At 43.8% G+C, this 25,636-nt stretch carries 33 protein-coding genes and 1 tRNA gene; 5 read left to right on the top strand and 29 right to left on the bottom strand.

What is annotated here, in order from left to right:
• Positions 1-102: 102 nt before the first annotated feature.
• Both RT084_RS00490 and RT084_RS00485 read left to right on the top strand, forming a co-directional pair.
• On the top strand, positions 103-273 hold the full coding sequence (locus RT084_RS00490) for a DUF2256 domain-containing protein (RefSeq protein ID WP_312522617.1): 171 nt from the start codon (positions 103-105) through the stop codon (positions 271-273).
• A 133-nt stretch (positions 274-406) separates the two neighbouring features.
• On the top strand, positions 407-1,525 hold the full coding sequence (locus tag RT084_RS00485) for an energy transducer TonB (RefSeq protein WP_313097074.1): 1,119 nt from the start codon (positions 407-409) through the stop codon (positions 1,523-1,525).
• A gap of 135 nt (positions 1,526-1,660) precedes the next feature.
• Here the strand turns inward: RT084_RS00485 and RT084_RS00480 are convergent, their stop codons facing one another.
• The 6 genes from RT084_RS00480 to RT084_RS00455 form a co-directional block, all read right to left on the bottom strand.
• On the bottom strand, positions 1,661-3,175 hold the full coding sequence (locus tag RT084_RS00480; protein WP_313097071.1) for an outer membrane protein transport protein: 1,515 nt from the start codon (positions 3,173-3,175) through the stop codon (positions 1,661-1,663).
• 245 nt (positions 3,176-3,420) lie between these two features.
• Complete coding sequence (infA, locus tag RT084_RS00475; RefSeq protein WP_007116282.1) at positions 3,421-3,642, bottom strand: translation initiation factor IF-1; 222 nt, start codon at positions 3,640-3,642, stop codon at positions 3,421-3,423.
• Positions 3,643-3,769: 127 nt separating this feature from the next.
• Complete coding sequence (gene truA, locus RT084_RS00470) at positions 3,770-4,576, bottom strand: tRNA pseudouridine(38-40) synthase TruA (RefSeq protein ID WP_219331033.1); 807 nt, start codon at positions 4,574-4,576, stop codon at positions 3,770-3,772.
• 61 nt (positions 4,577-4,637) lie between these two features.
• Entirely contained in the window at positions 4,638-5,732 is a 1,095-nt protein-coding gene (locus RT084_RS00465) for an asparaginase (RefSeq protein ID WP_312522622.1), read from the bottom strand.
• An 8-nt stretch (positions 5,733-5,740) separates the two neighbouring features.
• The gene (ybeY, locus tag RT084_RS00460; RefSeq protein WP_313097065.1) at positions 5,741-6,367 is read right to left on the bottom strand and encodes an rRNA maturation RNase YbeY; all 627 of its coding nucleotides are present in this window, start codon (positions 6,365-6,367) and stop codon (positions 5,741-5,743) included.
• Positions 6,368-6,370: 3 nt separating this feature from the next.
• A complete protein-coding gene (locus RT084_RS00455) occupies positions 6,371-7,540 on the bottom strand; it encodes a PhoH family protein (RefSeq protein ID WP_313078714.1) in 1,170 nt (389 codons plus the stop codon).
• Positions 7,541-7,897: 357 nt separating this feature from the next.
• Here RT084_RS00455 and RT084_RS00450 point away from each other — a divergent pair.
• Positions 7,898-7,974: transfer RNA gene (locus RT084_RS00450), tRNA-Met, on the top strand.
• 187 nt (positions 7,975-8,161) lie between these two features.
• On the opposite strand, the gene RT084_RS00445 is transcribed toward RT084_RS00450, so the two are convergent.
• Genes RT084_RS00445 through RT084_RS00415 form a run of 7 tightly spaced genes read right to left on the bottom strand, consistent with a single transcriptional unit; the run spans position 8,162 to position 13,657 of the window.
• Complete coding sequence (locus tag RT084_RS00445) at positions 8,162-8,872, bottom strand: phage baseplate protein (protein WP_313097063.1); 711 nt, start codon at positions 8,870-8,872, stop codon at positions 8,162-8,164.
• A 10-nt stretch (positions 8,873-8,882) separates the two neighbouring features.
• Complete coding sequence (locus RT084_RS00440; RefSeq protein ID WP_313097060.1) at positions 8,883-9,419, bottom strand: hypothetical protein; 537 nt, start codon at positions 9,417-9,419, stop codon at positions 8,883-8,885.
• Entirely contained in the window at positions 9,416-10,462 is a 1,047-nt protein-coding gene (locus RT084_RS00435; protein ID WP_313097057.1) for a baseplate J/gp47 family protein, read from the bottom strand. Before RT084_RS00435 ends, RT084_RS00440 begins: the two co-directional genes overlap by 4 nt.
• Positions 10,462-10,827 (bottom strand): phage GP46 family protein, encoded by a 366-nt coding sequence (locus RT084_RS00430; protein WP_313097054.1) that lies wholly within the window; start codon positions 10,825-10,827, stop codon positions 10,462-10,464. The genes RT084_RS00435 and RT084_RS00430 overlap by 1 nt, the downstream gene beginning before the upstream one ends.
• Position 10,828: 1 nt before the next feature.
• Positions 10,829-11,284, bottom strand: coding sequence for a phage baseplate assembly protein domain-containing protein (locus RT084_RS00425; protein WP_313097051.1), 456 nt, complete (start codon positions 11,282-11,284; stop codon positions 10,829-10,831).
• Complete coding sequence (locus tag RT084_RS00420) at positions 11,284-12,450, bottom strand: phage baseplate assembly protein (protein ID WP_313097049.1); 1,167 nt, start codon at positions 12,448-12,450, stop codon at positions 11,284-11,286. Before RT084_RS00420 ends, RT084_RS00425 begins: the two co-directional genes overlap by 1 nt.
• Entirely contained in the window at positions 12,440-13,657 is a 1,218-nt protein-coding gene (locus RT084_RS00415; protein WP_313097047.1) for a DNA circularization N-terminal domain-containing protein, read from the bottom strand. The genes RT084_RS00420 and RT084_RS00415 overlap by 11 nt, the downstream gene beginning before the upstream one ends.
• A gap of 158 nt (positions 13,658-13,815) precedes the next feature.
• On the opposite strand from RT084_RS00415, the gene RT084_RS00410 reads away from it, so the two are divergent.
• Positions 13,816-14,367, top strand: a complete 552-nt coding sequence (locus tag RT084_RS00410) for a hypothetical protein (RefSeq protein ID WP_313097044.1) — start codon at positions 13,816-13,818, stop codon at positions 14,365-14,367.
• Between the two features lie 5 nt (positions 14,368-14,372).
• On the opposite strand, the gene RT084_RS00405 is transcribed toward RT084_RS00410, so the two are convergent.
• The 15 genes from RT084_RS00405 to RT084_RS00335 form a co-directional block, all read right to left on the bottom strand.
• Positions 14,373-16,568, bottom strand: a complete 2,196-nt coding sequence (locus RT084_RS00405; protein WP_313097041.1) for a phage tail tape measure protein — start codon at positions 16,566-16,568, stop codon at positions 14,373-14,375.
• On the bottom strand, positions 16,558-16,761 hold the full coding sequence (locus tag RT084_RS00400; RefSeq protein WP_313097038.1) for a hypothetical protein: 204 nt from the start codon (positions 16,759-16,761) through the stop codon (positions 16,558-16,560). Before RT084_RS00400 ends, RT084_RS00405 begins: the two co-directional genes overlap by 11 nt.
• Positions 16,762-16,784: 23 nt before the next feature.
• Positions 16,785-17,084: a hypothetical protein gene (locus tag RT084_RS00395; protein ID WP_313097034.1), complete on the bottom strand. Its 300-nt coding sequence runs from the start codon at positions 17,082-17,084 to the stop codon at positions 16,785-16,787.
• A gap of 2 nt (positions 17,085-17,086) precedes the next feature.
• The gene (locus RT084_RS00390) at positions 17,087-17,458 is read right to left on the bottom strand and encodes a hypothetical protein (protein ID WP_313097031.1); all 372 of its coding nucleotides are present in this window, start codon (positions 17,456-17,458) and stop codon (positions 17,087-17,089) included.
• Positions 17,459-17,479: 21 nt separating this feature from the next.
• The gene (locus tag RT084_RS00385) at positions 17,480-18,277 is read right to left on the bottom strand and encodes a phage tail sheath C-terminal domain-containing protein (protein WP_313097029.1); all 798 of its coding nucleotides are present in this window, start codon (positions 18,275-18,277) and stop codon (positions 17,480-17,482) included.
• Between the two features lie 9 nt (positions 18,278-18,286).
• On the bottom strand, positions 18,287-18,883 hold the full coding sequence (locus RT084_RS00380) for a hypothetical protein (RefSeq protein ID WP_313097027.1): 597 nt from the start codon (positions 18,881-18,883) through the stop codon (positions 18,287-18,289).
• Positions 18,883-19,782, bottom strand: coding sequence for a hypothetical protein (locus RT084_RS00375; protein WP_313097025.1), 900 nt, complete (start codon positions 19,780-19,782; stop codon positions 18,883-18,885). The genes RT084_RS00380 and RT084_RS00375 overlap by 1 nt, the downstream gene beginning before the upstream one ends.
• Before the next feature lie 9 nt (positions 19,783-19,791).
• Positions 19,792-20,037, bottom strand: a complete 246-nt coding sequence (locus RT084_RS00370) for a hypothetical protein (RefSeq protein ID WP_313097022.1) — start codon at positions 20,035-20,037, stop codon at positions 19,792-19,794.
• 170 nt (positions 20,038-20,207) lie between these two features.
• Positions 20,208-20,468: a hypothetical protein gene (locus RT084_RS00365; RefSeq protein WP_313078557.1), complete on the bottom strand. Its 261-nt coding sequence runs from the start codon at positions 20,466-20,468 to the stop codon at positions 20,208-20,210.
• Between the two features lie 12 nt (positions 20,469-20,480).
• Positions 20,481-21,092 (bottom strand): phage protein Gp37, encoded by a 612-nt coding sequence (locus RT084_RS00360; RefSeq protein ID WP_313097017.1) that lies wholly within the window; start codon positions 21,090-21,092, stop codon positions 20,481-20,483.
• Positions 21,093-21,186: 94 nt separating this feature from the next.
• A complete protein-coding gene (locus RT084_RS00355) occupies positions 21,187-21,621 on the bottom strand; it encodes a DUF1320 domain-containing protein (RefSeq protein WP_313097015.1) in 435 nt (144 codons plus the stop codon).
• Positions 21,622-21,631: 10 nt separating this feature from the next.
• Positions 21,632-22,549 (bottom strand): Mu-like prophage major head subunit gpT family protein, encoded by a 918-nt coding sequence (locus tag RT084_RS00350; RefSeq protein ID WP_313097011.1) that lies wholly within the window; start codon positions 22,547-22,549, stop codon positions 21,632-21,634.
• Between the two features lie 36 nt (positions 22,550-22,585).
• Positions 22,586-22,999 carry a hypothetical protein gene (locus RT084_RS00345; protein ID WP_313059948.1) on the bottom strand — a complete coding sequence of 138 codons (414 nt, stop codon included), beginning with the start codon at positions 22,997-22,999 and terminating at the stop codon, positions 22,586-22,588.
• 37 nt (positions 23,000-23,036) lie between these two features.
• Positions 23,037-24,140 (bottom strand): phage protease, encoded by a 1,104-nt coding sequence (locus RT084_RS00340; RefSeq protein WP_313097009.1) that lies wholly within the window; start codon positions 24,138-24,140, stop codon positions 23,037-23,039.
• An 8-nt stretch (positions 24,141-24,148) separates the two neighbouring features.
• The gene (locus RT084_RS00335; RefSeq protein ID WP_313097005.1) at positions 24,149-24,454 is read right to left on the bottom strand and encodes an Acb2/Tad1 domain-containing protein; all 306 of its coding nucleotides are present in this window, start codon (positions 24,452-24,454) and stop codon (positions 24,149-24,151) included.
• 324 nt (positions 24,455-24,778) lie between these two features.
• Here RT084_RS00335 and RT084_RS00330 point away from each other — a divergent pair, with 324 nt between their 5' ends.
• Positions 24,779-24,988, top strand: coding sequence for a hypothetical protein (locus tag RT084_RS00330; protein WP_309595065.1), 210 nt, complete (start codon positions 24,779-24,781; stop codon positions 24,986-24,988).
• 130 nt (positions 24,989-25,118) lie between these two features.
• Here RT084_RS00330 and RT084_RS00325 read toward each other — a convergent pair whose 3' ends face one another.
• Positions 25,119-25,595, bottom strand: a complete 477-nt coding sequence (locus RT084_RS00325) for a phage virion morphogenesis protein (RefSeq protein WP_313097003.1) — start codon at positions 25,593-25,595, stop codon at positions 25,119-25,121.
• Positions 25,596-25,636: the final 41 nt, after the last annotated feature.

Here is a 25,636-nt window from a genome sequence, read left to right as displayed (position 1 = left end):
ATGTGCAATGACCCACATAAAAAGTCAACTAAACTAGATAATAGATAATAGATTTACGTGCTTTAAATAGCCAGCGATTAAGTAAATCTATAGAAAGGTACGATGAAAAATTCTAATAAAACCGTTAAAAAATCTGATTTACCGAGCAAAATCTGCCCAATGTGTCAGCGTCCATTTACCTGGCGAAAAAAATGGGAAAAAGATTGGGTGAATGTCATTTATTGCTCAAAGCGCTGTCAAGGTAATAGCCGTAGCAGCAAATTAAAAAAATAACCCTAAAAACTCATTGACTTGTGATAGACCCAAAATCAAATAGCAAACTAACTATTTGATTTATGACATAATTATATTAAGATGGCAATGTCATCTCCCATCATTCAAGCGTGCATCAAGCGATTTCCCTGTTATGCTATCTACCCCATCATCCGATAACAAATCGTCAAAACTATATATTAGGGTAGTGGTGGTCGGAATCGTTACCGCGTTGCATGGGCTGCTGCTGTATCTATTTTTTCAGTACCAAACGCCATTAAAAATCAAACCGCAAACGACACAGCCGCTCGAAATTAGCTTTATCCAGCTGAAGCCTCAACACCCCTCGCAGACTTACCATTCACAACCGCCTGTGGTTATCCATCATGCAGACTCTGCTAAACAAGCTTATCTTAGCGATAACACACAAGCAGCTGATATTAAGGAAAAACCATTATTAACACCAAACCCTACACCCGCTAAACTGGTGAATCACCCAGCAAAAAATAATAGCCACCAGCCAATCGAAATCAGACCAACGATAGATAATTCGACTAACCAAAAAAAAGCCAGTCAACCTAAAACTTCGTTATCTAAAGCAAGTCAAAGTCAAAGCCAAAAAAAATCACAAGATATTTCTAGCGAGCCATTAATGAACGCGCGTGAAAATAACGCCCACTATGAACAACAGCAAGCGGCGCAAATAGAACGCAACATAAGTTCAAATAATAGCCAATCTCTTGCTCAACCCAAATCAGCTACTATCAAATCAGCTACTACCAAGCAAAGCCATACCAATACTGAATATGCTTTAAAACCTATAACTCACGATGAGCGTGCTGAATCATCTGCTAAATCATCTAAAGACTCGATGCGTCCTCAAATACAAAAAACGCCAAATCAGCCCGTTAGCCCAGTTATTTCAGCTATGCCCGCTGTCCCAGCTATTAATTCGTCACCAAAACCAGCAACACCCATCACCTTTGGCAATGCGGATGCAAGTTGGCAGAAAAAACCTAACACCCAGTTAGCACCCAATTTATCCCGTATTGTGACACTAAAGCAGCTATCAAGCCTGCAAGTAAAACTCAATGTCAATGCCCAAGGTGGCGTGGAAAAATGCAGAATTACGCAAACATCAGGTGATCAAGAGGTGGATAAATTTATTTGCCAACAAGTGCAAAAAGCCAAACTTTATCCAAAAAAAGTAAATGGCGTCACGGTACCAAGCATTGGTAATCTCACCATAGCCCTAACCAATCTTGCAAATTAAACCATACAATATGTCGTTGAAGCAGTATCTATGTGATAATCATTAAGGGCTTACTGTGTCAACAATTGATTAACTAGACACATAAAAAAAGCCAACCTGATGAACAGATTGGCTTTCATGTTATTGAAAGTTAGCTTATTTCTTTTGGTAGGATAAACGTACGCCGTATACCCAGCCATCATTGTCTTGGAAATCGCCAACAATGCTACCATCGGGTAGTTTTGCTTTGGCATCACCAAACATCAAGTATTTAACGCCGCCTGAGATAGCCCATTCAGGTGTCAAATTGTATTTTGCTCCCAAGCCCACATTCCAGTTGCCATCCACAGGTCCTAGAGAGGTGATGGGATTGCCTGCACCTGAGTCATAACCCACAGCGCCCGAAATAGCTAATTGTGGCGATAGTTTCTTACCTAAACCGACTTCAGCAGTCCAAGCGTCATCGTCATAAGAAACTAAATTTAAACCGCTTGCGCTACCATAGATTTTTGGTTTAATCGCAAAATCGCTCCAAGGTACCCAACGTGCTTTTGCGGTTAATAAGGTTGTTGGATTGAGACCTGTTTGGAAATCTAAGTTAACAGATTTTGGCGTGGTGATAGTAATTTCATTGGTACCGACACCCGCTGCACCAAGTGCAGGAAGATTTTCCGTCATATTGACGTCGTGGTCGATTTCAGAGCGATAAGTTAACGCGGCTTTGAGGGCAATTTCAGGTTTTAAATAAGCAATCCCAGCCATCCAGCCATAAGCCGTATCACGCGTAATATTTGCATCATACCCAGAGGCGGTTTTATAAGCGTTACCACGTAAGTGGACATCACCTTCTAAACGCTGAATCGTAGGACCGCCATAGATTTGAATGTTTTTCTTTTCACCCAGTTTTACCCCCAATAGCCCTGTAAAATTTTGGCTGCTGATAGAAACGTTGGTTGCACCTGTGACTTTAGATAAGTTTTGTGAAGCCGCTTGTGCAGTAGATAAAGTCTTAACTGCTTGTGTACCAGCCGCAACTTGGGTAGTACCTGCAGCAATCCCTTGTTGAAGTGCAGTAATTTGTGGCGTTAAAACAGGTGCTAATGCAGGGTTAGCAGCCAAAGCCGCTTGGGCTGTCGCTAATTGGGTATTTGCCGCATTTAATCGCGCTTGCCCTGCAGTAACTTGATTTTGGATGGTTGAGATAGCGGTTTGCAGTTCTGTCGCATTGGTAACAGGCAGTGCAATACCTGCATTTTGCAATCCTGCTGCTGCCTGAGCATAGATACCACCAATAACCGCAGTTGGCGTGCCAACAAAGTTGTTATCGCCAGAAAACTCAACATCTGCGCCCCAAGGTTGATCAAAAAATGCCCCTACGCTGATGGTGTCATTGACATCGGCTTTTGCGCCGAAGTTTAAAAACTGGTAGTCATCCGCCATATCAGGGACATTGCGACCAGCGGTAAAGTTTGCGTCAGTTGTCGCAACCTTTGCGTTATCTTTACCCTCGATTGTTGGATCGATGGTAATGTGCTCAACATAGGCAAAAGTACCTTGCTCGGTAAAAGCCCAGCTTGGTTGGGTAGAGCGGTCTAGACCGGCGGCATTTGCGATGGAAACAGTAGAAAGCGTAGCAACAGCTAGCGCAAGAGAAGAAATTTTAAATGACATGTGAAGCTCCCTGTTTGATTTTAATCATCACGTCTAACAGCTAATTTAATAAAAACTTATCAGTAAATTAGAATTGACGTAGTACCTTCCTTTGGTTAGGTAAAGAATAATCAAAATTTTAACAATTGACAACCGTAGAATCACATTTTTGTAAGAATTTATTGACCTGAGCAGTCACGAAAAAAAGAGGGTGTTAACTCAATGAGTTAACACCCTCTTTTTACTGACTATATCTAGCTAAACAACTATCGACCGCGATAAGTAATACGTCCTTTCGATAAGTCGTAAGGTGTCATTTCAACTTTAACTTTATCGCCCGTTAAGATACGAATATAGTTTTTACGCATTTTTCCAGAAATATGCGCAATAATTTCATGCCCATTTTCTAAACGCACTTTAAATAATGTGTTAGGTAAAGTATCGACCACTTCGCCTTCAAATTCAATTACATCGTCTTTTTTTGCCATAATACCTATATCTATGAGTCAAATGTATAAATGCAGATTATACGCTGATGCGTGTGTTATCGCAACTTTTAACCCCTAAATCAATCAATTGAAAAAAACAGCTAAAAGATTTGCGCGCATCGCGCCCTTATTCAGGCAAATTTAGCCAAATAGGGGATAGCCTTGTTGCCGGTAACAGTGATTGAAATTGGGGTGGATATAGCGCGTTGATAAAGTACAGCCCATCGGCAGAAGCCGTCGCTGCCGCAAGTGACCGATTTTTGCTAAGTAGCAATGTCTCAATCCATGCGACTGGCTTTTCACTGCGCCCAATTTCAAATAACGTACCCATAATATTTCGCACCATGTGATGCAAAAAACCATCGGCTTGGATATCCAGTACCAATAGCTCACCATGCTGAATTAATTTGGCAAAATGGACATGGCGCACAGGCTGGTTAGATTGACAGGAAGCGGCACGAAAACTGGTAAAATCATGGGTGCCTTCAAGGTAGGTCGCTGCCTGCTGCATCAGTTGGACATTAAGCGGGGCGTACTCATGAGTAATTTGCTGATTGAGTATCGCAGGTCGAAAGGGGTGGTTGAGGGTAATATAGCGGTAGCGTCGAGCAATGGCAGAAAAGCGCGCATGAAACTCAGCAGGCATCACTTGTATCCAGCGCACCGCGATATCATCAGGTAGTAGAGAGTTTGCGGCACGCAGCCAATTATAAGGCTGACGGGTGGCACTGGTTTGAAAATGGGCAATCATATTTGACGCATGGACGCCGGCATCAGTACGACCCGCAGCAATAACTTCTATGGGTTCATTGGCTATCTTTGATAACGCTGCTTCAACATGCTGCTGAATACTATCAACTTCTTGTTGTCGTTGCCAGCCGCGATAGCGAGTACCAATAAATTCGATGCTGATCGCATAAGTATTTACAGTCATAAAAAAGCCAAATTTGCCAAAACTTACGATAAAAAAGCCTAGTATAACAACTAATCAGTTATTAGGCGACGGTGTGGGTATCTTTTAGACAATGCGCCCAGCGCTGACGGCGGCGAGCAGGGGTATCATAACTGCCAATCAACCAAAGCAGACGAGCAAATATCGCAGGTAAGGTCAATCGTCCCGTCATCAAAACTTCACACTGAGCCAGCCATGCCCCCGCTTCATACGCTTGGCTGACGCCGCCATACGCGCATTGGGTGGTCACTGCAACCAGACAGCCTTGTTTTTTCGCCTGTAATAATTGGTTTTTGATGGATTCGGCATACGGCACATTGCCTGCACCAAATGCCAAAATAATGATGGCATCAGGTTTTTCAGACAATAAATTACCCAAGCGAGCAGCGAGCAAATGCGTATCCACGGGCGTCAAATAGAGTGTGGCAATGTTGGCATGGGACAAGCTGTCAAAGACTTGCGGCAATTCACTCAACCGATCTTCTAGCCAAAGTTGATGCTGAGCCTCGGTGATTTTTGAGGTATAGCTATTGGCGGGATAACCAGCACGGTGGTGCCCCACAAACGCCATTAAATCATGGCTATGAATTTTTTGCACAGTTTGGGCAGGCCAATCTTCACCAGAAAAACACACCCGCACCCCAGGCTCACCATGACGGGCTAGTTTACAGGCATCAAATAAATTCTGTGTGGCATCGCTCTGCGGGTCGATGCGGTAATCGGTTAACACATTGCTATCAAGCAAAGGTCTCATCGCCCCTGTCACCACAATACTGATATGACTACCCGCAAAACACTCTGCCAAAAAAGCCGCGAGGTAGCTGAGCGTATCGGTGCCTGTTAGCACCACAAATTGGCGAAGCCCTTGTCCAATGGCTTGTAGTATCAATTGATAAAAATGCGCAAAATCGGCAGGTGTTAACTGGCTACTGTCTTTAATGACATCATTATCCAATATCCGCCAATCCACAGGGTCGTGTGCATGGTTTGGGTAGGTGGCAAAATGGGTCTGTAGTATCTGTGATAACACAGGTAAAAAAATATCAGCATCTAAGCTAGCAAGCGGTTTGCCATAACTGCCAAAAGTGCCGCCCGCGTAGATGATGCCAATACCTGATTTGCTGATAGATTTACTCAATTGAAATTTTACTCATAAGGGTTGGCAATGGATAACTTATCAAGGACAGCGATTTCAATCGCTTCCATTTCATCTTGCTCAGCTTGCCCAAGTTCATGGTCAAAACCCAGCAAATGCAGCATACCATGCACCAGCAAATGGGTGAGATGCTGCTCTACTGTCTTGCCTTGCTCAGCGGCTTGACTGATCACCACCGCATGGCAAATCACTAGTTCACCTAACGGCAATGCGGGCAGTAATTCTAGCACAGCTTCAGGCAATTCACTGGCATAGGATAAAATATTGGTGGCGTAGTCTTTGCCACGCGCATCCAAATTGATGGCGCGAGCTTCCACAGGCTCCGTGACATAAATTTCTAATTCAACCGTTTTTTGAAAGATAAATTCACCCAGTTGACTAGGTATCTCAGTAGTGTCTTGATGGGTTTCAAAATACTGCAGAACTTGTTGCAAAATAGCGACAATCTTGTCTTGTTGGTACAAGGCTTCAAGTTCGCCAAAAGTTGGCAGTTCAAGTAAGTCTTCGGCAAAACTAATTATCACTTGACTCATCGGCACTTGACTAAGCGGCGCTTGCGGCAAAGCGCCTGCTAAATCACCTGTTAAATCAATTTGGGTTGGTAAAGCTGATGACATAAGCTACTCCGCGATACCTATATCAATGGGTGCATTATCAATCGGAGCTTTATCAATCGGGGCGTTGTTATCCGTTACCCCGATAGCCGAGCTTGCGGCTTGTGACTGTGCTTGGCTTTGTTCAAGTAGGCGCGATTGCTTTTTGGCTTCTTTAATGGCTTCTTGCGCTTCATCGTATTTATCGTAGGCTTGCACGATTTTTTGAACCAATTGATGGCGTACCACATCTTTGCTATCAAACCGCGTCACATGAATTTCTTCAATATCCGCCAAGATTTCTAGCGAATGCCGCAAGCCTGACTTGGTGCCGCGAGGTAAGTCCACCTGTGACATATCGCCCGTGATGACCGCCCGGGAGCCAAAACCCAAACGAGTCAAGAACATTTTCATCTGCTCAGGGGTGGTGTTTTGTGCTTCATCCAAAATCACAAACGAATTATTTAAGGTACGACCGCGCATGTAAGCGAGGGGTGCTACCTCAATGACTTGTTTTTCAATCAGTTTTGCCACTTTTTCAAAACCTAGCATTTCATATAAAGCATCATAAAGTGGGCGTAGGTAAGGGTCAATTTTTTGGGTCAAATCCCCCGGTAAAAAGCCCAGTTTTTCCCCTGCTTCTACCGCAGGGCGCACCAGCAAAATACGCTCAATCTCATTGCGCTCTAGCATATCTACCGCACAAGCCACCGCCAAGTAAGTCTTACCCGTCCCTGCAGGCCCTACGCCAAACGAGACATCAGAGAGTAAGATTTTTTTGACATATTGCTGTTGGTTGTAACCGCGTGGGATGATTTTTCCTTTACGGGTTCTCAAACTAATCGGGGTGAATTCAGTGCTATCTGCGCGCTCGCTGCCATTTTCGCTAACGGCTTCATTATCTAGCGCTAAATCTTGCTCACGGCTAAAACTCGTTTGCACGAGCAGGTGCAAATCTTCTGGCGAGATGACGTCGTTGCTTTGTGCTTCATCGGCAAGCTGTGCCAAAATACGCTCAGCACGCGCCACTGAATCAAGCTCACCTGAAATCACAAAATCGGTTTTGCGTTGGTGAATGTGGACTGACAGACGATGTTCAAGGTACTTAATATGGTTATTGTATTCGCCCAATAGGGTTTTGAGTTGGTGGGCTTTTAGAGATGATAAATCGACCGTTCTGCTGATGGTATCGCTCAAGAGTGCTTCCTTTTATGGGTTTTTATAGTTGTGATAAATCATAAGGTTGAGAGATTAGGGGAGTATCACAGTAACCAATATAATATTTTGGCACGTTGATACTATTATGGTAAATATATGCAAAAATTCAAGTGACGTTCACGGGTTTTTGTCATTTCAAGTGATTTTGAGGTCGACACGCAGCCAATACTCAGCCAATGCTCAGCCACGACAGGCAAAAAATTAAATTTTGAAAAAATGAAAAAAAATGTGACAAAATGCTTGACGACATAGGGTTAAATACGCATAATATGCACCCCATGACAGGCAAGAAATACTTTCAAAATTCTGCCTAAATCCTGCAAATTTGCCAAACATGGCGATGTAGCTCAGCTGGTTAGAGCGCACGACTCATAATCGTGAGGTCAAGAGTTCAAGTCTCTTCATCGCCACCATTTGCAAATAACTTAACGCCCAGTATTTTGATAAGTCCCGTATTTTGCTAAGCCAAGCATTTTGATGTTTGTGTAATTTGCGAATTTATTTTAGACTAATTTGTAATTTATTTTAGACTAGATTTTATAAGTTATTTTAGACTTAACCCGCCATTAAAAGCGGGTTTTTTAATTTATATTAGAGTAACTAAGCAATACGCTTCCAGACATTATAAACTTTAGAAGGCTGTACATTATTATGTGCTTTGTCGCCACCCACAGTATTGGTTCTTAAATTAGGTGGCGCATTACTTGAACTATCAGTGGCAGGGCTGCCAGTTCCTTCAATAGTTCCACTTACAAATTTGATTTCAAAATCATGTTTGGGTATCTCATCTATTTTTAGCTGGTGATCATATTCACCAAATATATTTCCGTTAGTTTTAGTCCACTCTGGGCTATCCGTTTTACTTGAGTAACCCACGATACTACGACCTTCTGCCTCACGTTCCCACGTGCCATAGCCTTTATGTATTGCAACTTGAGCAGACGTATCGAAATGAGTAGTGGTAACAAAGACATCACCAACTTTAGTATCTTCGTAAATTCGATTCTCCACAGCAAGGATTCGGCTACCTTGTTGTGCAAACTTATCAATATAGTCATCAACCGCATTTTGTAGAGCAGTGTTTTTGGCAAAGGTAGCCGTTAGAATATTTAATAATTGCTTATTATCTAGTTTATCTAACGCACCGCCAAAGCCTTCGATGACATTCGCAACTTCTTCCTGCACAGTATTACACCATGCAGGGGTAAGATAGGTTGCGTCTTGATTGGGTAAATCAGCATTATCATGAAAGCCATTTTTGCCAGCCCCGTTGAGGTTTTGGCGGGCGGTAGCAGAGTCAATACGGTGCATAGGTTATCCTTTAATCTTGTACAATGAGGTCAATGCGTAGTGCAGCTGGTAGATAGTGCCGCTCCAAGCAAGGCAATGAAACAGTGAGCGGCGCTTTAACAGTGACTGTGGCTTTTAACCTTAGTCTTTCAGTGTTAACTGGGTCAGTGCATTTGCCAGTCGATTGCATTGGTTTATATGTCTTAACTTTTAGAATTTGCTGATTATAACGAGCAAATAAGCTCTCTAATCCTTGGCGATTAAGCAGAACATGACCTTCATGCATGACGCGCTCAAGCTCTGTCAAACGTGTCTGTTCATTGAGTTGGGTGTTGTCAACACCACAACCCAAAGGCAGTCCATACTCACGTTCATACTCTGCTAATAGCTCAAGTGGTATGCGGTTGGTGCTACCTAAAATCACGTCTGCTTTTGCCAAAATGTCAGCAAAAGGCTTGGCATGAGCCATGATATCTTGGTGCAATAAAGTGTCTATTGCCATATCATAAGCACCGTGTGGTAGGTGGGCAATTAGAACATCGGCAATCTGTTCTTGGGTTGTTATCATTGCGTCACCTTAATCGTTCCTGCTCTTATCCACCCAACTTGCTCCATACTTACTGTAGGGTCAATGTTTTGGTTAGGATTGAGCACCACATCTGTCACCCCTGTTACGCCCAAAATCAATGCAGATAATACCGACTCACGGTAGCTTTCAGCTGGGGCAAGTGCGGTCAAATATCGCTCAATAATGTTATAGATTTCACCATTGTTAATGTTTACGCCTGTCACTTTGGCAGTCACATCTAAGCTAATAATAGTAGGCTTAAAGGCTTTAATATCTTCAAAAAATACCGCTGCCTGTTGCAAGGCATATTGGGCTTGGGTAAGCAACTCATCACTTGGCAACGTCGCGCCATTAGCCCCCACGGCTGTCACAGCGACATCGACAGAACCCACACCGCGTCTACGTGGATAGATATAGGCATTGGCAACACCTGCCACACCTAGCACCGCTTGGCGTAGGTCTTCGTAGCGTGATAGGCTCTTACCTAATTTCTTTGCTTCCCATAGGCGATTACGCCAGCGTTCTAAGTTTTCGCCGTCACTGCCACCCGATAATGTGGTAATTGATACAGTTGGCATAACACCAGTGATTGCACTCACCCACATCAGACTACCTTGGCGATTGTAGCTTGCGCCCACATTATCCGCCTGAATTTGTAGTGTGACCGCCTTACCTGCGGTTGTGATAGCGCTATTTGTGGTTTTCCAATAGTAGCCTTTACCATCGGTGAGACGGCTGCCCACAGGTATTTCAACTCCTGTAGTGGTAGCAATGGCTTGGATTTGACCTGTTGCCATACTACCACCAAGACGCGGTAGACCAATTTGGTCGGCATGGATATAAAGATATGGCTCATCTGCCGTTTGCACAAATAATTGACGTACAATGTAGTTTTGGTGTGCGTATAGCCCTTCGACTATTGCCGCTGTACCATCCGCTCGAATACTGGCATCGCTATCGTCAGGAATAACAAGTCCTGTTTGATTGAGATACTCATTGAGAATAGTTGCTCGTATTTGGTTGAAAGTGGGTATTGGGTACATTATCCTGCTACCTTGACTGTAAATGTGGTGGTATAAATTTGCCCACTTTGATGTTCAAGTTTTACTAGCAGCTGAATTTTGCCATTAGTAGTTGGTAAGGTTTGGCTCACATCAATATTGGCTAAAAAGTATCTTGGTTTGAGTGGTTTTAGGGCTTGTTTTGCCCATGCTACGGCTTGCAAACGGATTTGCGGTGTATCTTTACTGCGTCTAAGTCGATATAGCTCGCTACCAAAATCTTTATCCGTAAAATAACTACCTTTTTCAGTAGATAGCCTTAGATACGCCGCTTCAACCACGTCTTTGATAGGTGGTGCAGTCAGCCTACTTGCGATATAGTCATGGGTGACAGTGTTAATTTTCATGTTAACTCATCGTGTTAGTTGGTGTTGCACCATCACTTGGGTGTGCATGAGTATTGTAGATTTGGCGCATTTCAGCCAATGAGCCCTGTATATCACTGACTTGTCCTGTAGCAGTGACATTGCCATCAATATCAACATTGCCTATCATTTTGATACCATCTTTACCAAGGCGAATTTCATGTCCAAACTGGTCATAGATGACCGTTTCACCTTCACCTGCCTTGACTGCCACAGGGGCATCACCACTGGCGATAATGACCATATTGGTCGCACGTCCACCAATAGGCAACATCACCACTTGTGTATCAACAGGCAAATCACTGGCAAAGCCGACTTGCTGCATCAATCTAACGCCATCTAATATCTCATCGGATAAGCCACTAACTTGTAGTGGTTCGCCACGGCGTTTGACAAAGCCATACATGGCTTGGCGCACTTGTTTAAACGCATTCATCATTAAGACTTACTCCGCTTTGATTTGATGGTGGTCTGCTTCTTCGACTTCTTAGGTTTAGCATCTTTAATCAAATCAACATGTTGTACAGGTTGCATCCATTCTTGATATTTTTTAAGACGTAATTCGGTGGTTTTGCCCTCATTGCGAGTGAGCTTGAGCGTGCGACCATAGATAACCCAATCCCCGCTGGCTCTTGGCATGATAGTGCTGATTACTTTTACCCTCCAACCTGTTGCAAATACCTTAGACATCCATCCCCAATGGTTGGTCAAAATTGAGCATTCATAAGCATCAAGCCAACTATCTCTCAAGGCTTTTTGCGCATACTGCATGGCATCGCTTTGGTTTTCAGCACGAGAGTCACTCAAAATTTTGCGACGTTTGATAGTCATTCTGTCATCATTAGCCGCGCCCCTAAAGTTCTTGCCTTTATCATCCTGTCCAATGGCTTCGACAATACTATAAGCATTGGATAAATCCTCACTGTAGCTAAGATTTAAACAGTTATTATGAGCATTATCTTCATTTAAAATAAAAACAGGCGGCTCTTTCGGTTGTTCAACATCGAATGGATTACCAATACAGATAGCCCCATCCGATGACATCCAAACATATTGCCCAGATGCTTCAGCGGCTTTATTGATAGCATCCCAAACGCTTTCGCCATCTTCTACGCCTGTTTTGGCTTTTAATGAGTTTTCATTGGTTTTGACGTTCCAAGGCAATGACCCTAAGTCACCTCCTAGGATAAACTGCCCGATAATCTCTTCTAGCGTCATGTTTTGACCCTGTGCGATGGGTGCAGATGTATCCAGCAATTGCCCTGCTAAGTCTCGACCAGATATTACGACAGATATCTGCCCACGGCTTACAGTCTGCTGTATTTTATCGATAACACCCACTAATATGGTCTCACGTGCCTCTTTGTTTTCGATATCAATCTGGCACACCGCACCACTTTTGACGCTATCTGGCAAATTTGCGATAGTTTTATCTAACCATGCAAATGACCAGCCATCGGCAGGTATGCCAATATCACTATCAATAGTAATATCGTCCCATTGGCGGCATTCGACATCACCGACGGTCAAGATGATATTGCCAAGACGTTGCAATGTTTGGCTACTATCTGTGCTATCAGTCGTACTTGGCTGATTATCTGACATAAATATTTAACTCAGTACCTGCGGTAATGATGGCAGGGTTGACAATGTTTTTATTGAGTTTAAGTAGCTCATCAGTACGGGTGTGGTCAGCATAGAGACGATGAGCTAAAAGCCTTAAAGTCGTATTACGTTTTACTGTATATTGGATAAGTGGCGGCTTTTTATTGACAGCATCATTGGTAAGCTGCTGCAAGATTGCCGCTGCTTGTTTAAGGGCAGCAACCTGCTTACGTGTATCTAATATGATTTTTGGGACATTAATTGTCACGGATGGCTCTGGGTCAATTCGACGAATCAACGTGATAGCGTCATTGATACTTTGACGCACGACATTATTTGCCGTTATTAGCTCTAACGGTGTTAGCACGTTTTGTGCCATGTCTAGCTTGATAAGTTCAAGCACTGTTTGAGATTCTAGTGCCACAGGTAACACAGCACCGACAAAGCGTAGTGGCGCGATATCGGTATCACCAAACATATCACCAATGCTTTTGACTTTATTGATGACTCTGCGCCAGTTTGCCATTGGGTCGGCATCCAGCGGTATATCGTGCATGAGTCCAATCGTATCATTGACAATGCCATTTAGCCAATCAGGCGGGTTAAATAAATCATTGACCTGTTGACCATTGACTTGCAATATCTCTCTGGCACGTTTGATTTCTGCACGAATTCTCTCAGGTATTGTTCGCTTTATTTCAACGGCTTCAGACGTGCTCATTTGTTCAAGCTGCTCTTGATAAACTTCAAGCGTCTCCGCCGGTTTATCAAGTATGACAGCCGTTGGCTGTTCTTCTACCGCTGGGATAGGCGTAGGGATAAACAGCTCTTTGTTGTCACTTGCTGATACTGCAATCACAAAATTAATGTCAATCATGCAGCTATCAACAACATCAGGGTCATGCTTGACACTGTAGTCTAGCACTTGGACATCAAGCGACCCGTAAAGTGGGTGTACCAGTTCGCCTTTGCCTTGCATATCCAAGGCGATAATTAGATTATCTCGGTAAATCTCATAATCTACGCCTTCCAGAAACGCAGTTATCGAATAACGACGTGCGTCATTACCCATATCAGTGACAAAGGCACTGTCACTATAAGGTGACTGCATGATAGCTACAGACTTTGAGCGTGTTTCATTCATCGCCGTGCATTCAAACGGTATTTGTCTGAATGTTGCTTCAAAGAGTGTGTCTTTCCACGCCATGATTATCTCAATAAAAAACCTGCCAATGTTGCTAGATTGACAGGTTTTGAGTTTGATAGTTAGGTGGCGAGTTTCCGATATTAATTTACTTTTCTAATGAAAAACTTTTTAAATTATTTTAGACTTAAGCGTTAGAGCTTAATTTAAATGGATTGAAAATGAGTGTAGAAATTACCCTAGGTAAAGGCGGTCATCCACGTTACAAGGAAGTATCAGACTATGGCAAACTAGCTACGCAATATTCCAATACTAATATCAATTTAGCCATTACTTATCTTGAAAAAATATGGGAAATTAACAATACCACAGATTATGATACCGATTTAGCCCAACTGGTGCGATTGCCAAAATTCTTGCAACAAGCAGGGCGATTTGATGAAGCCTTAGTACGCTGTAACGAGTTGTTAAATTCATCAGTGGATAGAATGACTGCTAGATGGGGCTATCATGAGTTCGGACAAGTGAATATTGATTATAGCGTTGCACTTGATAAAGCAGGCATCTATAAATGCCTTGCTCTAATTTATAAACGTGAAAAAAATAAAGAAAAATCAGCTTATTATAAAGAATTAGAGAACCAACAATTTGCAATTGCCCAACCTTTAAGAGTAAAGATAGACCAACTGCATGAACAGCAAATGCGAGAATATCAAGAGTATATGGAAGCTAGGCGGAACGGCATTAAGGTTGATTATAAGAAATTAAAATAATCATACTACTTCAACCACAATGGTACAACCGCCCCGCGCTTCAAATCCGCAACAGGACGAGTAGGGGCAGGTAGGTTATAAAAAGGTACATTCGGTTGTGGATTGGTAATGTTTTGCACAATATTTTGGCTAAAATCAATCGACTTAATCGCATTTGTCTGTTGTTGAATTGCGGTGCGAGTTTGGCGTTGCTCTTGAATCATTTGGTCGTATTTCTGGCTATTTTGTTGAGTCTCATTAATCAAGCTATTAAAATGTTGGTCGAGTGCTTCTTTGCTACTTTGCACGCCCATATTAGCTAAAATTGTATGTATCGTGCCACCAATTCGGTCGGATAAAGTAGCATTATTCTCAACCAATGTTTTGTTGATGATAGTACCAATACCATAGCCAACTGCACCAGCACCTGCTACCATACCAGCAGAACCAGCCACGCCGCCAATTGCCGCTCGACCTGCCGTCATCAATCCACCTGCACGACTTGCCACCGTACCAGCGATACCGCCAGCTGCTGCGCCACCGCCCAATCTACTTAATACTGAACCTACCGTAGTCAATGCCCCGATACCAGCCAATACCACACCTGCTGAATAGGCAGCGGTGGCTAGCCCACTATGCTTTTCCATGAATCCAGCCATTTCAGTATTAAAGGTATTTAATGCCCCATTCACATTGAGATAGGCTTGATAGTTAATATTCATCTGCTCATTTTGACGAGTTTGATAATTTGCCCATTCATCCCCAGAGAATAATTTATGCAATCCGTCAACTGTACCATTAGCACCATTTAAGCCATTTAAAATGCGTTCCTTATCACTACTGCCGTTACGATAAGCCAATGCGGCTTGCAAAGCTTGGCGATCAACTAAGATATTACCGACTTTGGTACCCTGTAACATATCTGCCATTGCAGCAAATTTCATGGCAGCATCTTGAGGTGTTTTGGCAGATTGGGCATCGGATTTGAGTTTTTGGTACTTGCCATTATTTGCCATTTCACGATCAAGCAACTTCATAAAAGCATCAAGTTTGTTCACTCCTTTGGCGCGTTCACTAAGGGCATAAGTCTCCCAGTCAAACACTTCGGTTTTTTTCTTACCTTTGCCTTTTAGTCTAGTAGCATCCCCTTGTCGAATATCGATATTATCACCGATGGCATCAGCAAACTCTTTGGTACTAAGCTTTGCGAGTAAATTGACCACATTGTTCCCAGCCTCATCAGCCGTACCAGCCCCACGCCTTGCCAACTGATTCATGAGGACGATTTGTTTTAAGCCTTCTTCGCCAGCATAACCTGCATTTTTAGCAAGTGGCAACTGGCGACTCAGCCATTGCGCCATGTCACTATACTCAAAACCACCTAACTCACCGCCACGCACCGCCATATCTTGCCCACGTTTGATATCTTTAATACCAAACATCTGTAGTTGCATTGCTACGCTTGCTGCATCAGTAGCATTGGCTCCACTAGCAAAGGCGACCTTCGAAGTGTTAGGTAAAATCTGCCCTAATGTGCGAGTATCATACTGTCCACTGGCTAAAAGTGTATTTGCTGCCTCAAGTACTTGATCTCGTGTCGCACCACCATCTCTTGATGCCTGCATGACAATATGGTCAATCTGTGCTTTATTAGCAAGACGTTGTTGTATTGATAACCCCTGCCCAGCAGTTGCGGTAGCATTGGCACGAGAAATTTGCTCATCATAACTGCGAGCTGGCTTAATTGCCGTATTAGCCACAGCCGCACCAGCAGCAACACCCCCGACAATAGCGGTGCCAGTATTTAAACCATTTCTCGCCATTTGTCCCATTCTTTGGAGCAAGCCAATTGATTGATTTAAATTTTGATTGAGCCTTCCTGCATCGCCAACCGTTCTACGCAGATTGATATTATTAATCGCCTCTTGCATCCGTCTGGCATTAGCCGCATTTTGACGTAATAGATGTACCATTAACTCATTTTGTCGCCTTTGAGCCTGTAGGCTTTGAGTTGTTTGCTGTGTTAGACGGTTGATTTGCTCTTGACTGGTGCGTGCCGTATTGAGTCCACGGGCATACTGACCTTGCGTGGTACTCACTTGTCGCCAACCTTGATTGATTTGCTGTACACCACGGGTTTGTTGCTGTGTCAGCTGTTGTAGTTCACGCCCTGCATTGCCAGTGAGACGGATATTGAGATTGACAGTGTTATTATTGCTCATCTTTCACCTGCTTAGACTTGCGACGTGTAGCGATTAATTTGGTTGCCCCTGTTTCCGATGTTACTACATCGACTTGAGGCATGGTGGCATTATTTTGGTTGGATTTAGCGTTAGATTTCTGTCTTTCTGTTGCCACAGTCACAAATTCTAACGCCAATGGGATAGGCATATTCCATGCGTCAGTGTAGGGCACACCCAGACGCATGAGCGCTAAGACTAGACTGACTCGCTCGCTTGTGCCATCTCTTTTTTTTCGAGATCAAAACGTACATTAGCCAGATGGTCGCCATCGAGCTTGCTTGCTCCTGCCAACTCATCATAGGTAGGATTGCGACCTAAGTCATCGATGGTGGTCATTTGGGCAAGCTCTAAAAGCCCAATGTATTCGTCTTCTTTGGCGTTGGATAATGCCTTGTAGCTATCAGCCACTGTCAAGGTAGTGACAGTAACATTTTTATGACGTTTGCCATCAATCTCAATGCCGATAGGTAGGGTAGTTTGTTGTGATAATGCCATTATTATTCCTCAATTTTATTCAATGCAAACATTTCAAGGCTGCGGGTTGCCTCACCATCGATTTTATAGCTCTCTGACACATCAGTGACACTACAGTCGATATAGGTGGTGCGTTTGCCACCATCGATACTCTCTACCACAACACGCGCATCTTCGACGCTTTCCCAGTCAAAATCGTCCATTTCGTCCACAAAGACCTCCAGCGACAAGCCAATAGACTTGATAGTTTTGGTTTTTTTGCGGACACGTCCTTCTTTATTCATTGATGGCACAGGTTTGCGACCTGCCATGATTTTTGGGCTAACACTATTGCAGTCAAACTCACGCCCATTGACATACAGTACGATAGCGCCTACCAGTTGATTATCGCTCATGGTTTTTCCTTAGTTTATGGGTTAGTAAACATCAAGTGTCGCAGTGACAATATGCATACCACGTACCCAGTCAGCGGGTATACGAGCATTGGCACGCGTCTTGTCATTGGGGTCTTGCACCACAGTCAACTCTTTTTGTCGATTTGTGACATTTTGCAAAATTTCAGCAGTTTCAAGCTTGATACATCGTGACAACATCAGACTGCGTAAATCTTTACGAGTTGCCTCGGTGTTTTTACGCCGCGGGTTTGCCATGACGGCTGTGCGAATATCTTGACGGACATAACGTAGGACTAATGCCCCATTGATATCTAACAGTAAATCATCAGGCGAGCCGTTGGCATCCACTTGGTAGGTGCTAATCAGGCGTACAATCGCAGGGTCATCTTGTGCGTCCAAGCCAATTACTGCCACGCCCTTGTTGAGCGCTTGCTCAATGCGTGTACGCGTCAAACGCTTATCGGCTGTGACCACAGGCAGATTTGGCAATTTGATGCCATTAAATGGCACGGCAGGGTCTAGCTCTGCTGAGATAGCAGCGGCGATACCAGCGGCAATCTCCGGCTCAAAGCCTGTCGCACCGTGATAGCAGACAGTAACCACACGATATGAGGCTTTAACTTTGGCGAATTGTGCAAACGTCGTCGCTTGGTCGATGTCGCTAAATGGTACGATTAAAATAGCATCGTGCTGTTCAGTCGCCGAGCTGACAAAGTCAAGATGCTCAACCCATGCGTTAGCAGTCGCTTCATCGGTGATGGGGTAGGACAGAGCGATGATGCTGTGTCCAAGGGGTTGTAGTATGGTTTGGATAGTCACTAATTTCTCCTATTTTAGAATCATCGTGTCAAACAAAAAACGGTTAGCAGTACCCATGCCGATTTTGACAAGCTCGGTTTTGGGTGGTAATTGGTGTAATACATGCTCGATGCTGTAGCGTTCACGTTGATAACGACAACAAAGTTGGTCATTGTTGATATAGGCAAAAATCACATCAGAATTGGCGGTGTTAAAAGCACGCTTATCGTCTAACGACACACGTGGATTTTGGGCTTCTGGAAAGTCGGTGATAGTTTGAGATTGACTCACCGTATCGTACCAGTACAGTTTTGCGATACCACCTGACACATACGCCAAAACTGGTCGCATATTTTGGTCAAAGGTTAAGTCAATCTCGATGATGTTGGGCGCCGCTAACAGCGTTTTTGCGGTGTCTTTTGGCAAATCACTGCGCTGAATATAAATAGCCTTGCTATCTGTCCATGCGCGCCATGTATGTGAGCTTAAGCCTTGGCTGGTGTCGGATAAACCAACACCGCCTGATTCCCAAGACTCGGTGAGCGCATAGGTTTTATTACGGGGCGCTAGTAGGCTGCCGTTTTCGGTGGTCTCAACCGTTGCGAGGCCAGTGGCTTGGGGCAACATTATAATGCGCCCTCATAGCGACCCCATGAAAGTTCAATAGGGATGGTTAGCGTTTGGGTCTTGGTCTTGGTGATTGGGCTCCCATCAGCGACTGATGTGAAATTTATTTGATAACACCCGACTGATGTGGCAATGAGCATATCAATAACACCATTACCACTATTGACGTCATAAATAAAATTGATAATTTTTTTATAGCTTTTATCAATATAAGCGTTAGTGGTTTTCGTTGAGCCAGACGGTGAACTATCAGGGATTCCGTCATAAAATGAGGCGGATACATATTTTGGACTATAACCGATATATACACTCCACGCTGATTGATAAGCAACCCTAGTAGGAGTAACTTTATAATTGTATGCTGTATTATTTCCAACACCGTCAGAAACGTTAATAACGCCAGTCTTTGGTGTTAAGTCTGTAACCATCCACAACTTATAATAAATTTCAAGAATCTCACCTGATAAAACAGTGATAGTTGTCGGTTGCCCATTTCCACTCTTAATTAAAGCCCTTGAAAAAAGCACGTCTTCTGAACTTGTTAATCCAATTTCACTTATATTCACGTTATTCAAGTCATTGAATACAAATCTCACTACTTTATTCGTTTTATAAAAATTACCATCCTTAGTTTGGTCATAATCATTTTTTAGGGAATAGTAGGATTCCGCTCTATTTACTGTCTTAACAGGATAGTCTAATCTGGTCTGTGTAACTATCGGTGTGCTATTGCCACTACCGATTGCACATTTTGACGTTACATCTGTGTTTCCACCAAAGACATTTAGACCTTGGTCTAAAATCAGGTTTTTTTGATAACCCGTATCAATCTTTGTGCTACCATCGGCTCGTTTCACCACACAGCGAAATTCACCTGCCATACCCATATTTGCTTGCATAATAAATCCTTAAACTGTTTTCAATGTGATATCTAAAGGCTTAACTGTTGGTTGATAAGCATCGCCATCGACATTGCTACTAACCACTACCCGTTTTAACGTGATATCAAGCGGTTTAATCGCTGGTTGATAAGCGTCTTTATCATCAACATTCACCCTACTTACGATTGATTTAAGCGTGATATCTAAAGGTTTAATTGTCGGCTGATAAGCGTCTTTATCGTCAACCTGTTTACTTAGCACAATATCCCGCATGGTGATATCTAACGGTTTGATAGTCGGTTGATATGCATCATCACCATAGCCTTGCTTTAAGATATCTTGAAGTGTGATGTCTAGCGGCTTAACCGTTGGTTGATACGCATCCTCTTTTTCAATTAGTGTTGGATAAGGGCGGCTGGCATACAGAGTATGGACAGGCTCAGCTACTTTCCCAACCCTTCAACATTGACCCCCTGCGAGAGTTGCACCATTGCATCAATCATGCGACCAGCTTCACTATTTAATCCGAATTTACTGTTAGCGGTAGTCTTGTCATAAATGGCAACTGGTGTTGTGATTGGCGATGGCGGCACATCATTAGTGACAATCACAATTTTATGATTTTGACCTGCCAATCCAGTGCGCTGCGTGTTGGTATTAATCTCAGTATAAGTACCTGGGGTGCGGACTTTTCCAATGCTCATCACATTATCCTTCTAAGTTAAGTTGTTGATATCACGGGCTATTGCTTGATAGCCGTGTGCTTCATCCAAGATATAATCTATCGCCACCACATCTAGCCACGGCTCATCTGTTTCATCTGCCGCGCTCGATGTCGTTGCCGTCACAATCCAGTCATACGCTAGGACGCTGACGGTTTCGTTTTGGGTGCGAGTGTTAAATAAGGTAGTGATTGATCCATCTTCTAGCGGTTCAATTGGTAGCCCCAGTCGACTACGCTCTAACGCTTGCTCTACATCGCTAATAAGCTGATAACTCCCCACAGATAGCATTTTGCCAGTTTTATCAAATGCCCCTTGCCGCGCCGTCTCCTCCACCCGTTGTGAGCTTGCACCCACTAACACAGTAAATACATACTCACGAGCCTTGCGGCGGTTGGTGATTTTGACTGGGGGTTTGGCTTGCTTGAATGTCACCCAAATAGCAGGGAACTGACTGACGACTTGGGCAAACTCATCAGGATTTTGCATATCAAAGTCGCCACCATACGATTTAATCTGACGCACGTTATGACCGTGTACGTCATAATAAGCCTTAATCGTGTCTTTGATACCTTGCTCAATCGCCGTGAGAATAGGCGTAGCCATTACCAACCTCCTGAGAGGCGTTTAGAAAACGTCTGGGGGACGTTTTTAGCCTCGCAAGAGCCAAGCTGCGCTTGGCTGACCCAATACCGATTAGTCACCAACCACTACCTCCGAATACCGTATTGCGACCCGATGTCATCTGTGCCAAGTTAGTCGCTGCTACAGCATTGGTTGCAGTGGTGCTTGCCCCAATACCGATTTTGCCATCATTGACCTGTTTTAGGTTGCCAACCGCCAGTTGATAGCGTTTTTCGTCACGCTCACTGACACGACTCGCCCCTAGCACCACATGATAGCGAGCGATGTCGCACGCCATCATCTGCACAAAAGGTGATTGCAAAACCGTCGGTACGCTCATTTGCTTAGCAAGATACGCATCTACTTCCGCATTGGCGCTGTCAATTGCTGCTTGCAGTTTGATTTCATTGATTTGTCCCGTGTAGGGTGGTTCGTTGTCCGTGATTTCGGTCAAGTCTTGCACTCCAAAACGGGTAATCATGGCAGCGATGGTGGCGTAGGTAGTGGTCATGGGCTACTCGTTACGCTGTGCCTGTTGATTTATAAGCCAACTGCCAGAATGAGTAGCCAGCACCATAACGCGCTTCGATACCAAATTTATAGACACCACGGCTGAATACATCTGGGCTATTGATATCGGTCTGCTGCACAAACACTAGCTTTTTACGCTCTTGGATGATAAGTGGTTTGACAGGCATATGCTGGTCAAGTAAGTACCAAGCTTTGTCATCCTCAAGGTCATCTAACACGACCAGTTCAGCTGTACCTTTGTAGATGTTGATGCTGTTATCATCAAATTTGTCCGCAGTGAGCAGCGTTTTAGCCACGTCTTCTTGAGCAGGGGGCACGACAAGCACGGTTGGGCGTACTTTTAAGCCACGACCATCTTCATCTTTTAGGCTGCGCATGGCGGTACGGGCTTTACCATAGCTAGCTTCCGCTGCCGCACGACTGGCAACAGATAATTTAGCTGTACCGAGGTTACTAGCTTTGCCAACTTTACCGCTGACAGTCACAGGGTGATCAGAACTAAAGAAAGGCTTACCGTCATAGCACAGGTTGGTATCGCCATCATTGAGCAGGGCTGCGACCATTTCATCAGGTAGCTGTGCACCTGACCAAGTGGCTTGTTGCACCATGTTTGAGTATTGCCCGATATTGTCATCTTCGATGTCATCACGCAGGACTTCAACGGTGGATTCATACGATTTGTTGGGGATGGTATAGCCTTGGGCTTCGAGTTTATGGATGACTTTGTCACCAATCCACTCACGCATTTTGGGAAATTTACCCAGCCATGCATAAGTGTTTTGGGCAGAGCCAGATGATACCTTCATCGCCAGTTTTTGCCATTGGGTTTCGGTTTCTTTGAATGCCGTGTTGAAGGTCATGTTCAAACCAGCGGCAATGGCTTGTAGATTTTCACGAGTTAGTTGCATAAATTTATTCTCTTAGATTATGTCAATATTTACGAATTAAGCCATCACACCCGTCGGTGTACCCATCACTTCTACCCAAACGTGTGTGCCACCATCCAGCCCCATCATCGTACCTGCGATGAGTTTACCTTGCGTGGCTTTACCCACTGTACCATCGCCTGTGATAGCCACAGGCTTACCGATATCTGCTTGAGTCAGCGGAGCAGCGGCATCATTGGCGAGCATAAAGTGACGGTTACGCGTCACCGCGATATAAGCCGCACCGTCTGCGCCTTGCGTGTTGTCAACATCATGCTCAGCACGACCAAAAAACAGTTTGGCAGTCGCATCATGGGCAGGCACAGCAAAGCCTTTTGAGTTGGTGGCGACCATTTGGCTTTCAGTGATAGCGACAGCAGCAGCCACCAACATGGGGATACGAATACCGTCACGGTAAGGGGTCTGTTTCATGATTTTTCCTTAAAAAGTTATGAGAGGGAATGACGGTTTACGCCATTGAACTTGCTAGGTCTTTGGCATCAACACCCAATTGTGCCGCTACCAGTTTGACATCAGCAGTCAAGGCAACCGTTGTGGTGGCAGGTGAGACTGGTTTACCTGCGGTTTGACTTTGGGTCAGTGCAGCGATTTTTGGTTGGCGGCTCAAATAGTCTTTAAAACCTTGTAGGTCTTTTTGGGCATACAGCATTGCCCACGACTCTTGAGCAGGGAGTAATTGACCATTAGATAACGCTTCAGCCACTAGTTCTTCGGCAGGGTCTTTTTGATTACCTTGCAATTCTGCGATTTTTTCATTGAGAGCGGTGACGACTTCAATGGGTACATACTTGGCTGGGTCAGGCTCTTTTTGTTCCAACGTAGCAGGGATAGGCTCACCCACTTTGGCAATTTCAGCTGATAGACTTGCCAGTAGTTTGCCGTCATCAAGCATCAAGCCTTTTGCTGTTGCTTTGCTTTTGATGTCTGCAAAGTTTTGATTGAGCGCGGCAATCGCTTGCTCTTCGGTTGTGGTCTCAGCCAAGCCAAGACTGGCTAAAATTAAAGCTAACAATGGATTCATGCTGTTTTCCTGTTGTTGAGGTTTGGTTTGTGGAATGGTGATAGCTGCGGTCAGGAGTGCAGGCTTTAATTCATCAAGGATAGATAATGCAGGGTCATTGGTAATCGCCACACTATGTAGTCCTAGCACTACGCCAGCTTTGTTGTACAAAACCACAGGCGACTTAAAGCGGTATTCGCCATTGTCGATGTAGTCTTTGGCTTTAGCAGTGAACTCATAGTTATTGCTACACAAGCCCACACCATCGACATACAAAAAACTACCAGCCTTTAGCCAACCTGCCGCAGGCGCAGGCTGACCATTTTCTTTTGACAAGATAGTTTGGTGTTCATAATCAATCACCAAATCTTTGGCAGATTGATTAAGCGATGCCGCCAATGCCATGCCATTATCTTTTTTCATAATCCAAGCAGGCGCGTCAAATGGTCTACCGTCTTTGGCTTTGATCGCATCACCTTCAGGGAAAATCAAAAAATGATTGGCTGGTACACCTGTTTGAGTTAAGGCTAGGGATAATGCAGATAGTTTCATTTTCAATCTTAAAAACCTTCTGGTTGAGCAATTGCACGAACTAAGTGCATTATTCCAGTTTGCAATTCTGATTTAGCCAAAGCTGCAAACCGTTGTGGTTCGGCACGACATAAACGGTCATATTCATCTTGATTAGTGACTTCAATACACTGCTCAACGATGCAACATTCACTACATTGATTATCAATATGATTCTTGACTTCGCTAACCAATTCACTCAATTCATTACCTTTGGCTTTGACTTTGTTCATCAAGTCAATTTCATATTGACTTAACTCACGATAGCCTTTGATTTTCTTATGCTGATTTTCCATACGATTTTTCCATCATGGTTGATGTGGCAATCATGACAAAAACATAAAAGTGAAATCAGGTGGCAAGTTTCCGAGTTTTTGAATTAATTCGGCAAAATCCGATAAATGGTATTGATTTATATATTCATGTATATATAATTATATTCATGTATATAAACACTACCAACGAGGCACTTATGTGTGAATGTGACCTAATTAACTATCACGATAACCAATCAAAGTCATTAACACAGGGAGATACAATGAAGCCAAGATTTTTACAAGGCACTGGGCGCCCACGTGCTATGATTAACCCACCAAGCCAACCAATGACAGGAGGTAAGTATGCCGATAACCGAGGCGCAACATCGTGCGACAGGCAACTATCGCAAGAAGACAATAAAAAAGGAGGTGGTGATTAACCCAGATACCCACCCAAAGGAAGCAGACTTTGTCGAAAACAAAAAATTCGATGGGTCGTTTAATGCACTTATGATAAAATTAATCGGTCAGCATATCGACCAATTAGACAATGACAACTCACCCAAAAAATAACTAAAAATCGATTTCGCTTTATAACGCCTTTACAGGCGTTTTTTTATGTGTATAGTACAAAGACATAACCGCGCTATTAGAATAAAATCTAACGTCTGCCTAACGGGGTTTAAATGGATATTTGATAGCGTTAGCCAAAGCTACCTGCCAAATAACCATTGACCACCTCACGCACTGCCAAAAATCCGTCATAGCTGATATCACCATTTTTATCTATTGGGATAAAAGGACGCGCAGGGATATTCCCCCACGGTATGGGGGATTTAGCAGTATGCCCATATTGACCCATCTTAGCCCCAAATTGATGGGTTGGGGCATACACAAGGTTTGTTCCTATGGTTGCAGTATCATTGCTATGAGTAGCTTTGATACTGCGTTTGAGTTCGCCAGTATCTTGTAATATCGCACCTGCACCGCCACGACGTCTAGCAATGGTTAAAGGCGACAACCCAGCCCATGCAGGACGCCCCCCAAGCTGGAAATTCATCATGGTTTCAGATAGTAGCGCACGGCTAATATCTTCCATCAGTGGGGCAGTATGGGTCAGGTGATTGGCGGCATTGTGTAATACTCGCTCAAGTTCGCTGGTGTCAAGATTGATGGTCATATCATGCCTTGATTTTGTTAATAATAAGCCATACAATGCAA

This window comes from Moraxella sp. CTOTU48717 (assembly GCF_032057165.1).
In the GTDB taxonomy this organism is placed as follows: Bacteria; Pseudomonadota; Gammaproteobacteria; order Pseudomonadales; family Moraxellaceae; genus Faucicola; species Faucicola tetraodonis.
This window is presented reverse-complemented; position numbering and strand designations above follow the sequence as displayed.

Excerpts from the sequence above, each read along its gene's own strand:
- RT084_RS00425 (WP_313097051.1), bottom strand. The coding sequence starts at position 11,284 with ATGATGAATGCGTTTAAACAAGTGCGCCAAGCCATGTATGGCTTTGTC.
- RT084_RS00490 (WP_312522617.1), top strand. The coding sequence starts at position 103 with ATGAAAAATTCTAATAAAACCGTTAAAAAATCTGATTTACCGAGCAAA.
- RT084_RS00365 (WP_313078557.1), bottom strand. The coding sequence starts at position 20,468 with ATGAGCATTGGAAAAGTCCGCACCCCAGGTACTTATACTGAGATTAAT.
- RT084_RS00325 (WP_313097003.1), bottom strand. The coding sequence starts at position 25,595 with ATGACCATCAATCTTGACACCAGCGAACTTGAGCGAGTATTACACAAT.
- RT084_RS00420 (WP_313097049.1), bottom strand. The coding sequence starts at position 12,450 with ATGTCAGATAATCAGCCAAGTACGACTGATAGCACAGATAGTAGCCAA.
- RT084_RS00370 (WP_313097022.1), bottom strand. The coding sequence starts at position 20,037 with ATGCGGGATATTGTGCTAAGTAAACAGGTTGACGATAAAGACGCTTAT.
- RT084_RS00360 (WP_313097017.1), bottom strand. The coding sequence starts at position 21,092 with ATGGCTACGCCTATTCTCACGGCGATTGAGCAAGGTATCAAAGACACG.
- RT084_RS00430 (WP_313097054.1), bottom strand. The coding sequence starts at position 10,827 with ATGAAAATTAACACTGTCACCCATGACTATATCGCAAGTAGGCTGACT.
- RT084_RS00435 (WP_313097057.1), bottom strand. The coding sequence starts at position 10,462 with ATGTACCCAATACCCACTTTCAACCAAATACGAGCAACTATTCTCAAT.
- RT084_RS00355 (WP_313097015.1), bottom strand. The coding sequence starts at position 21,621 with ATGACCACTACCTACGCCACCATCGCTGCCATGATTACCCGTTTTGGA.
- RT084_RS00345 (WP_313059948.1), bottom strand. The coding sequence starts at position 22,999 with ATGAAACAGACCCCTTACCGTGACGGTATTCGTATCCCCATGTTGGTG.
- ybeY (WP_313097065.1), bottom strand. The coding sequence starts at position 6,367 with ATGTCATCAGCTTTACCAACCCAAATTGATTTAACAGGTGATTTAGCA.
- RT084_RS00440 (WP_313097060.1), bottom strand. The coding sequence starts at position 9,419 with ATGATAACAACCCAAGAACAGATTGCCGATGTTCTAATTGCCCACCTA.
- RT084_RS00395 (WP_313097034.1), bottom strand. The coding sequence starts at position 17,084 with ATGGCATTATCACAACAAACTACCCTACCTATCGGCATTGAGATTGAT.
- RT084_RS00375 (WP_313097025.1), bottom strand. The coding sequence starts at position 19,782 with ATGCAAGCAAATATGGGTATGGCAGGTGAATTTCGCTGTGTGGTGAAA.
- RT084_RS00330 (WP_309595065.1), top strand. The coding sequence starts at position 24,779 with ATGCCGATAACCGAGGCGCAACATCGTGCGACAGGCAACTATCGCAAG.
- RT084_RS00480 (WP_313097071.1), bottom strand. The coding sequence starts at position 3,175 with ATGTCATTTAAAATTTCTTCTCTTGCGCTAGCTGTTGCTACGCTTTCT.
- RT084_RS00485 (WP_313097074.1), top strand. The coding sequence starts at position 407 with ATGCTATCTACCCCATCATCCGATAACAAATCGTCAAAACTATATATT.
- RT084_RS00390 (WP_313097031.1), bottom strand. The coding sequence starts at position 17,458 with ATGAGCGATAATCAACTGGTAGGCGCTATCGTACTGTATGTCAATGGG.
- infA (WP_007116282.1), bottom strand. The coding sequence starts at position 3,642 with ATGGCAAAAAAAGACGATGTAATTGAATTTGAAGGCGAAGTGGTCGAT.
- RT084_RS00335 (WP_313097005.1), bottom strand. The coding sequence starts at position 24,454 with ATGGAAAATCAGCATAAGAAAATCAAAGGCTATCGTGAGTTAAGTCAA.
- RT084_RS00410 (WP_313097044.1), top strand. The coding sequence starts at position 13,816 with ATGAGTGTAGAAATTACCCTAGGTAAAGGCGGTCATCCACGTTACAAG.
- RT084_RS00340 (WP_313097009.1), bottom strand. The coding sequence starts at position 24,140 with ATGAAACTATCTGCATTATCCCTAGCCTTAACTCAAACAGGTGTACCA.
- RT084_RS00405 (WP_313097041.1), bottom strand. The coding sequence starts at position 16,568 with ATGAGCAATAATAACACTGTCAATCTCAATATCCGTCTCACTGGCAAT.
- RT084_RS00380 (WP_313097027.1), bottom strand. The coding sequence starts at position 18,883 with ATGTTGCCCCAAGCCACTGGCCTCGCAACGGTTGAGACCACCGAAAAC.
- RT084_RS00445 (WP_313097063.1), bottom strand. The coding sequence starts at position 8,872 with ATGCACCGTATTGACTCTGCTACCGCCCGCCAAAACCTCAACGGGGCT.
- RT084_RS00415 (WP_313097047.1), bottom strand. The coding sequence starts at position 13,657 with ATGGCGTGGAAAGACACACTCTTTGAAGCAACATTCAGACAAATACCG.
- RT084_RS00350 (WP_313097011.1), bottom strand. The coding sequence starts at position 22,549 with ATGCAACTAACTCGTGAAAATCTACAAGCCATTGCCGCTGGTTTGAAC.
- truA (WP_219331033.1), bottom strand. The coding sequence starts at position 4,576 with ATGACTGTAAATACTTATGCGATCAGCATCGAATTTATTGGTACTCGC.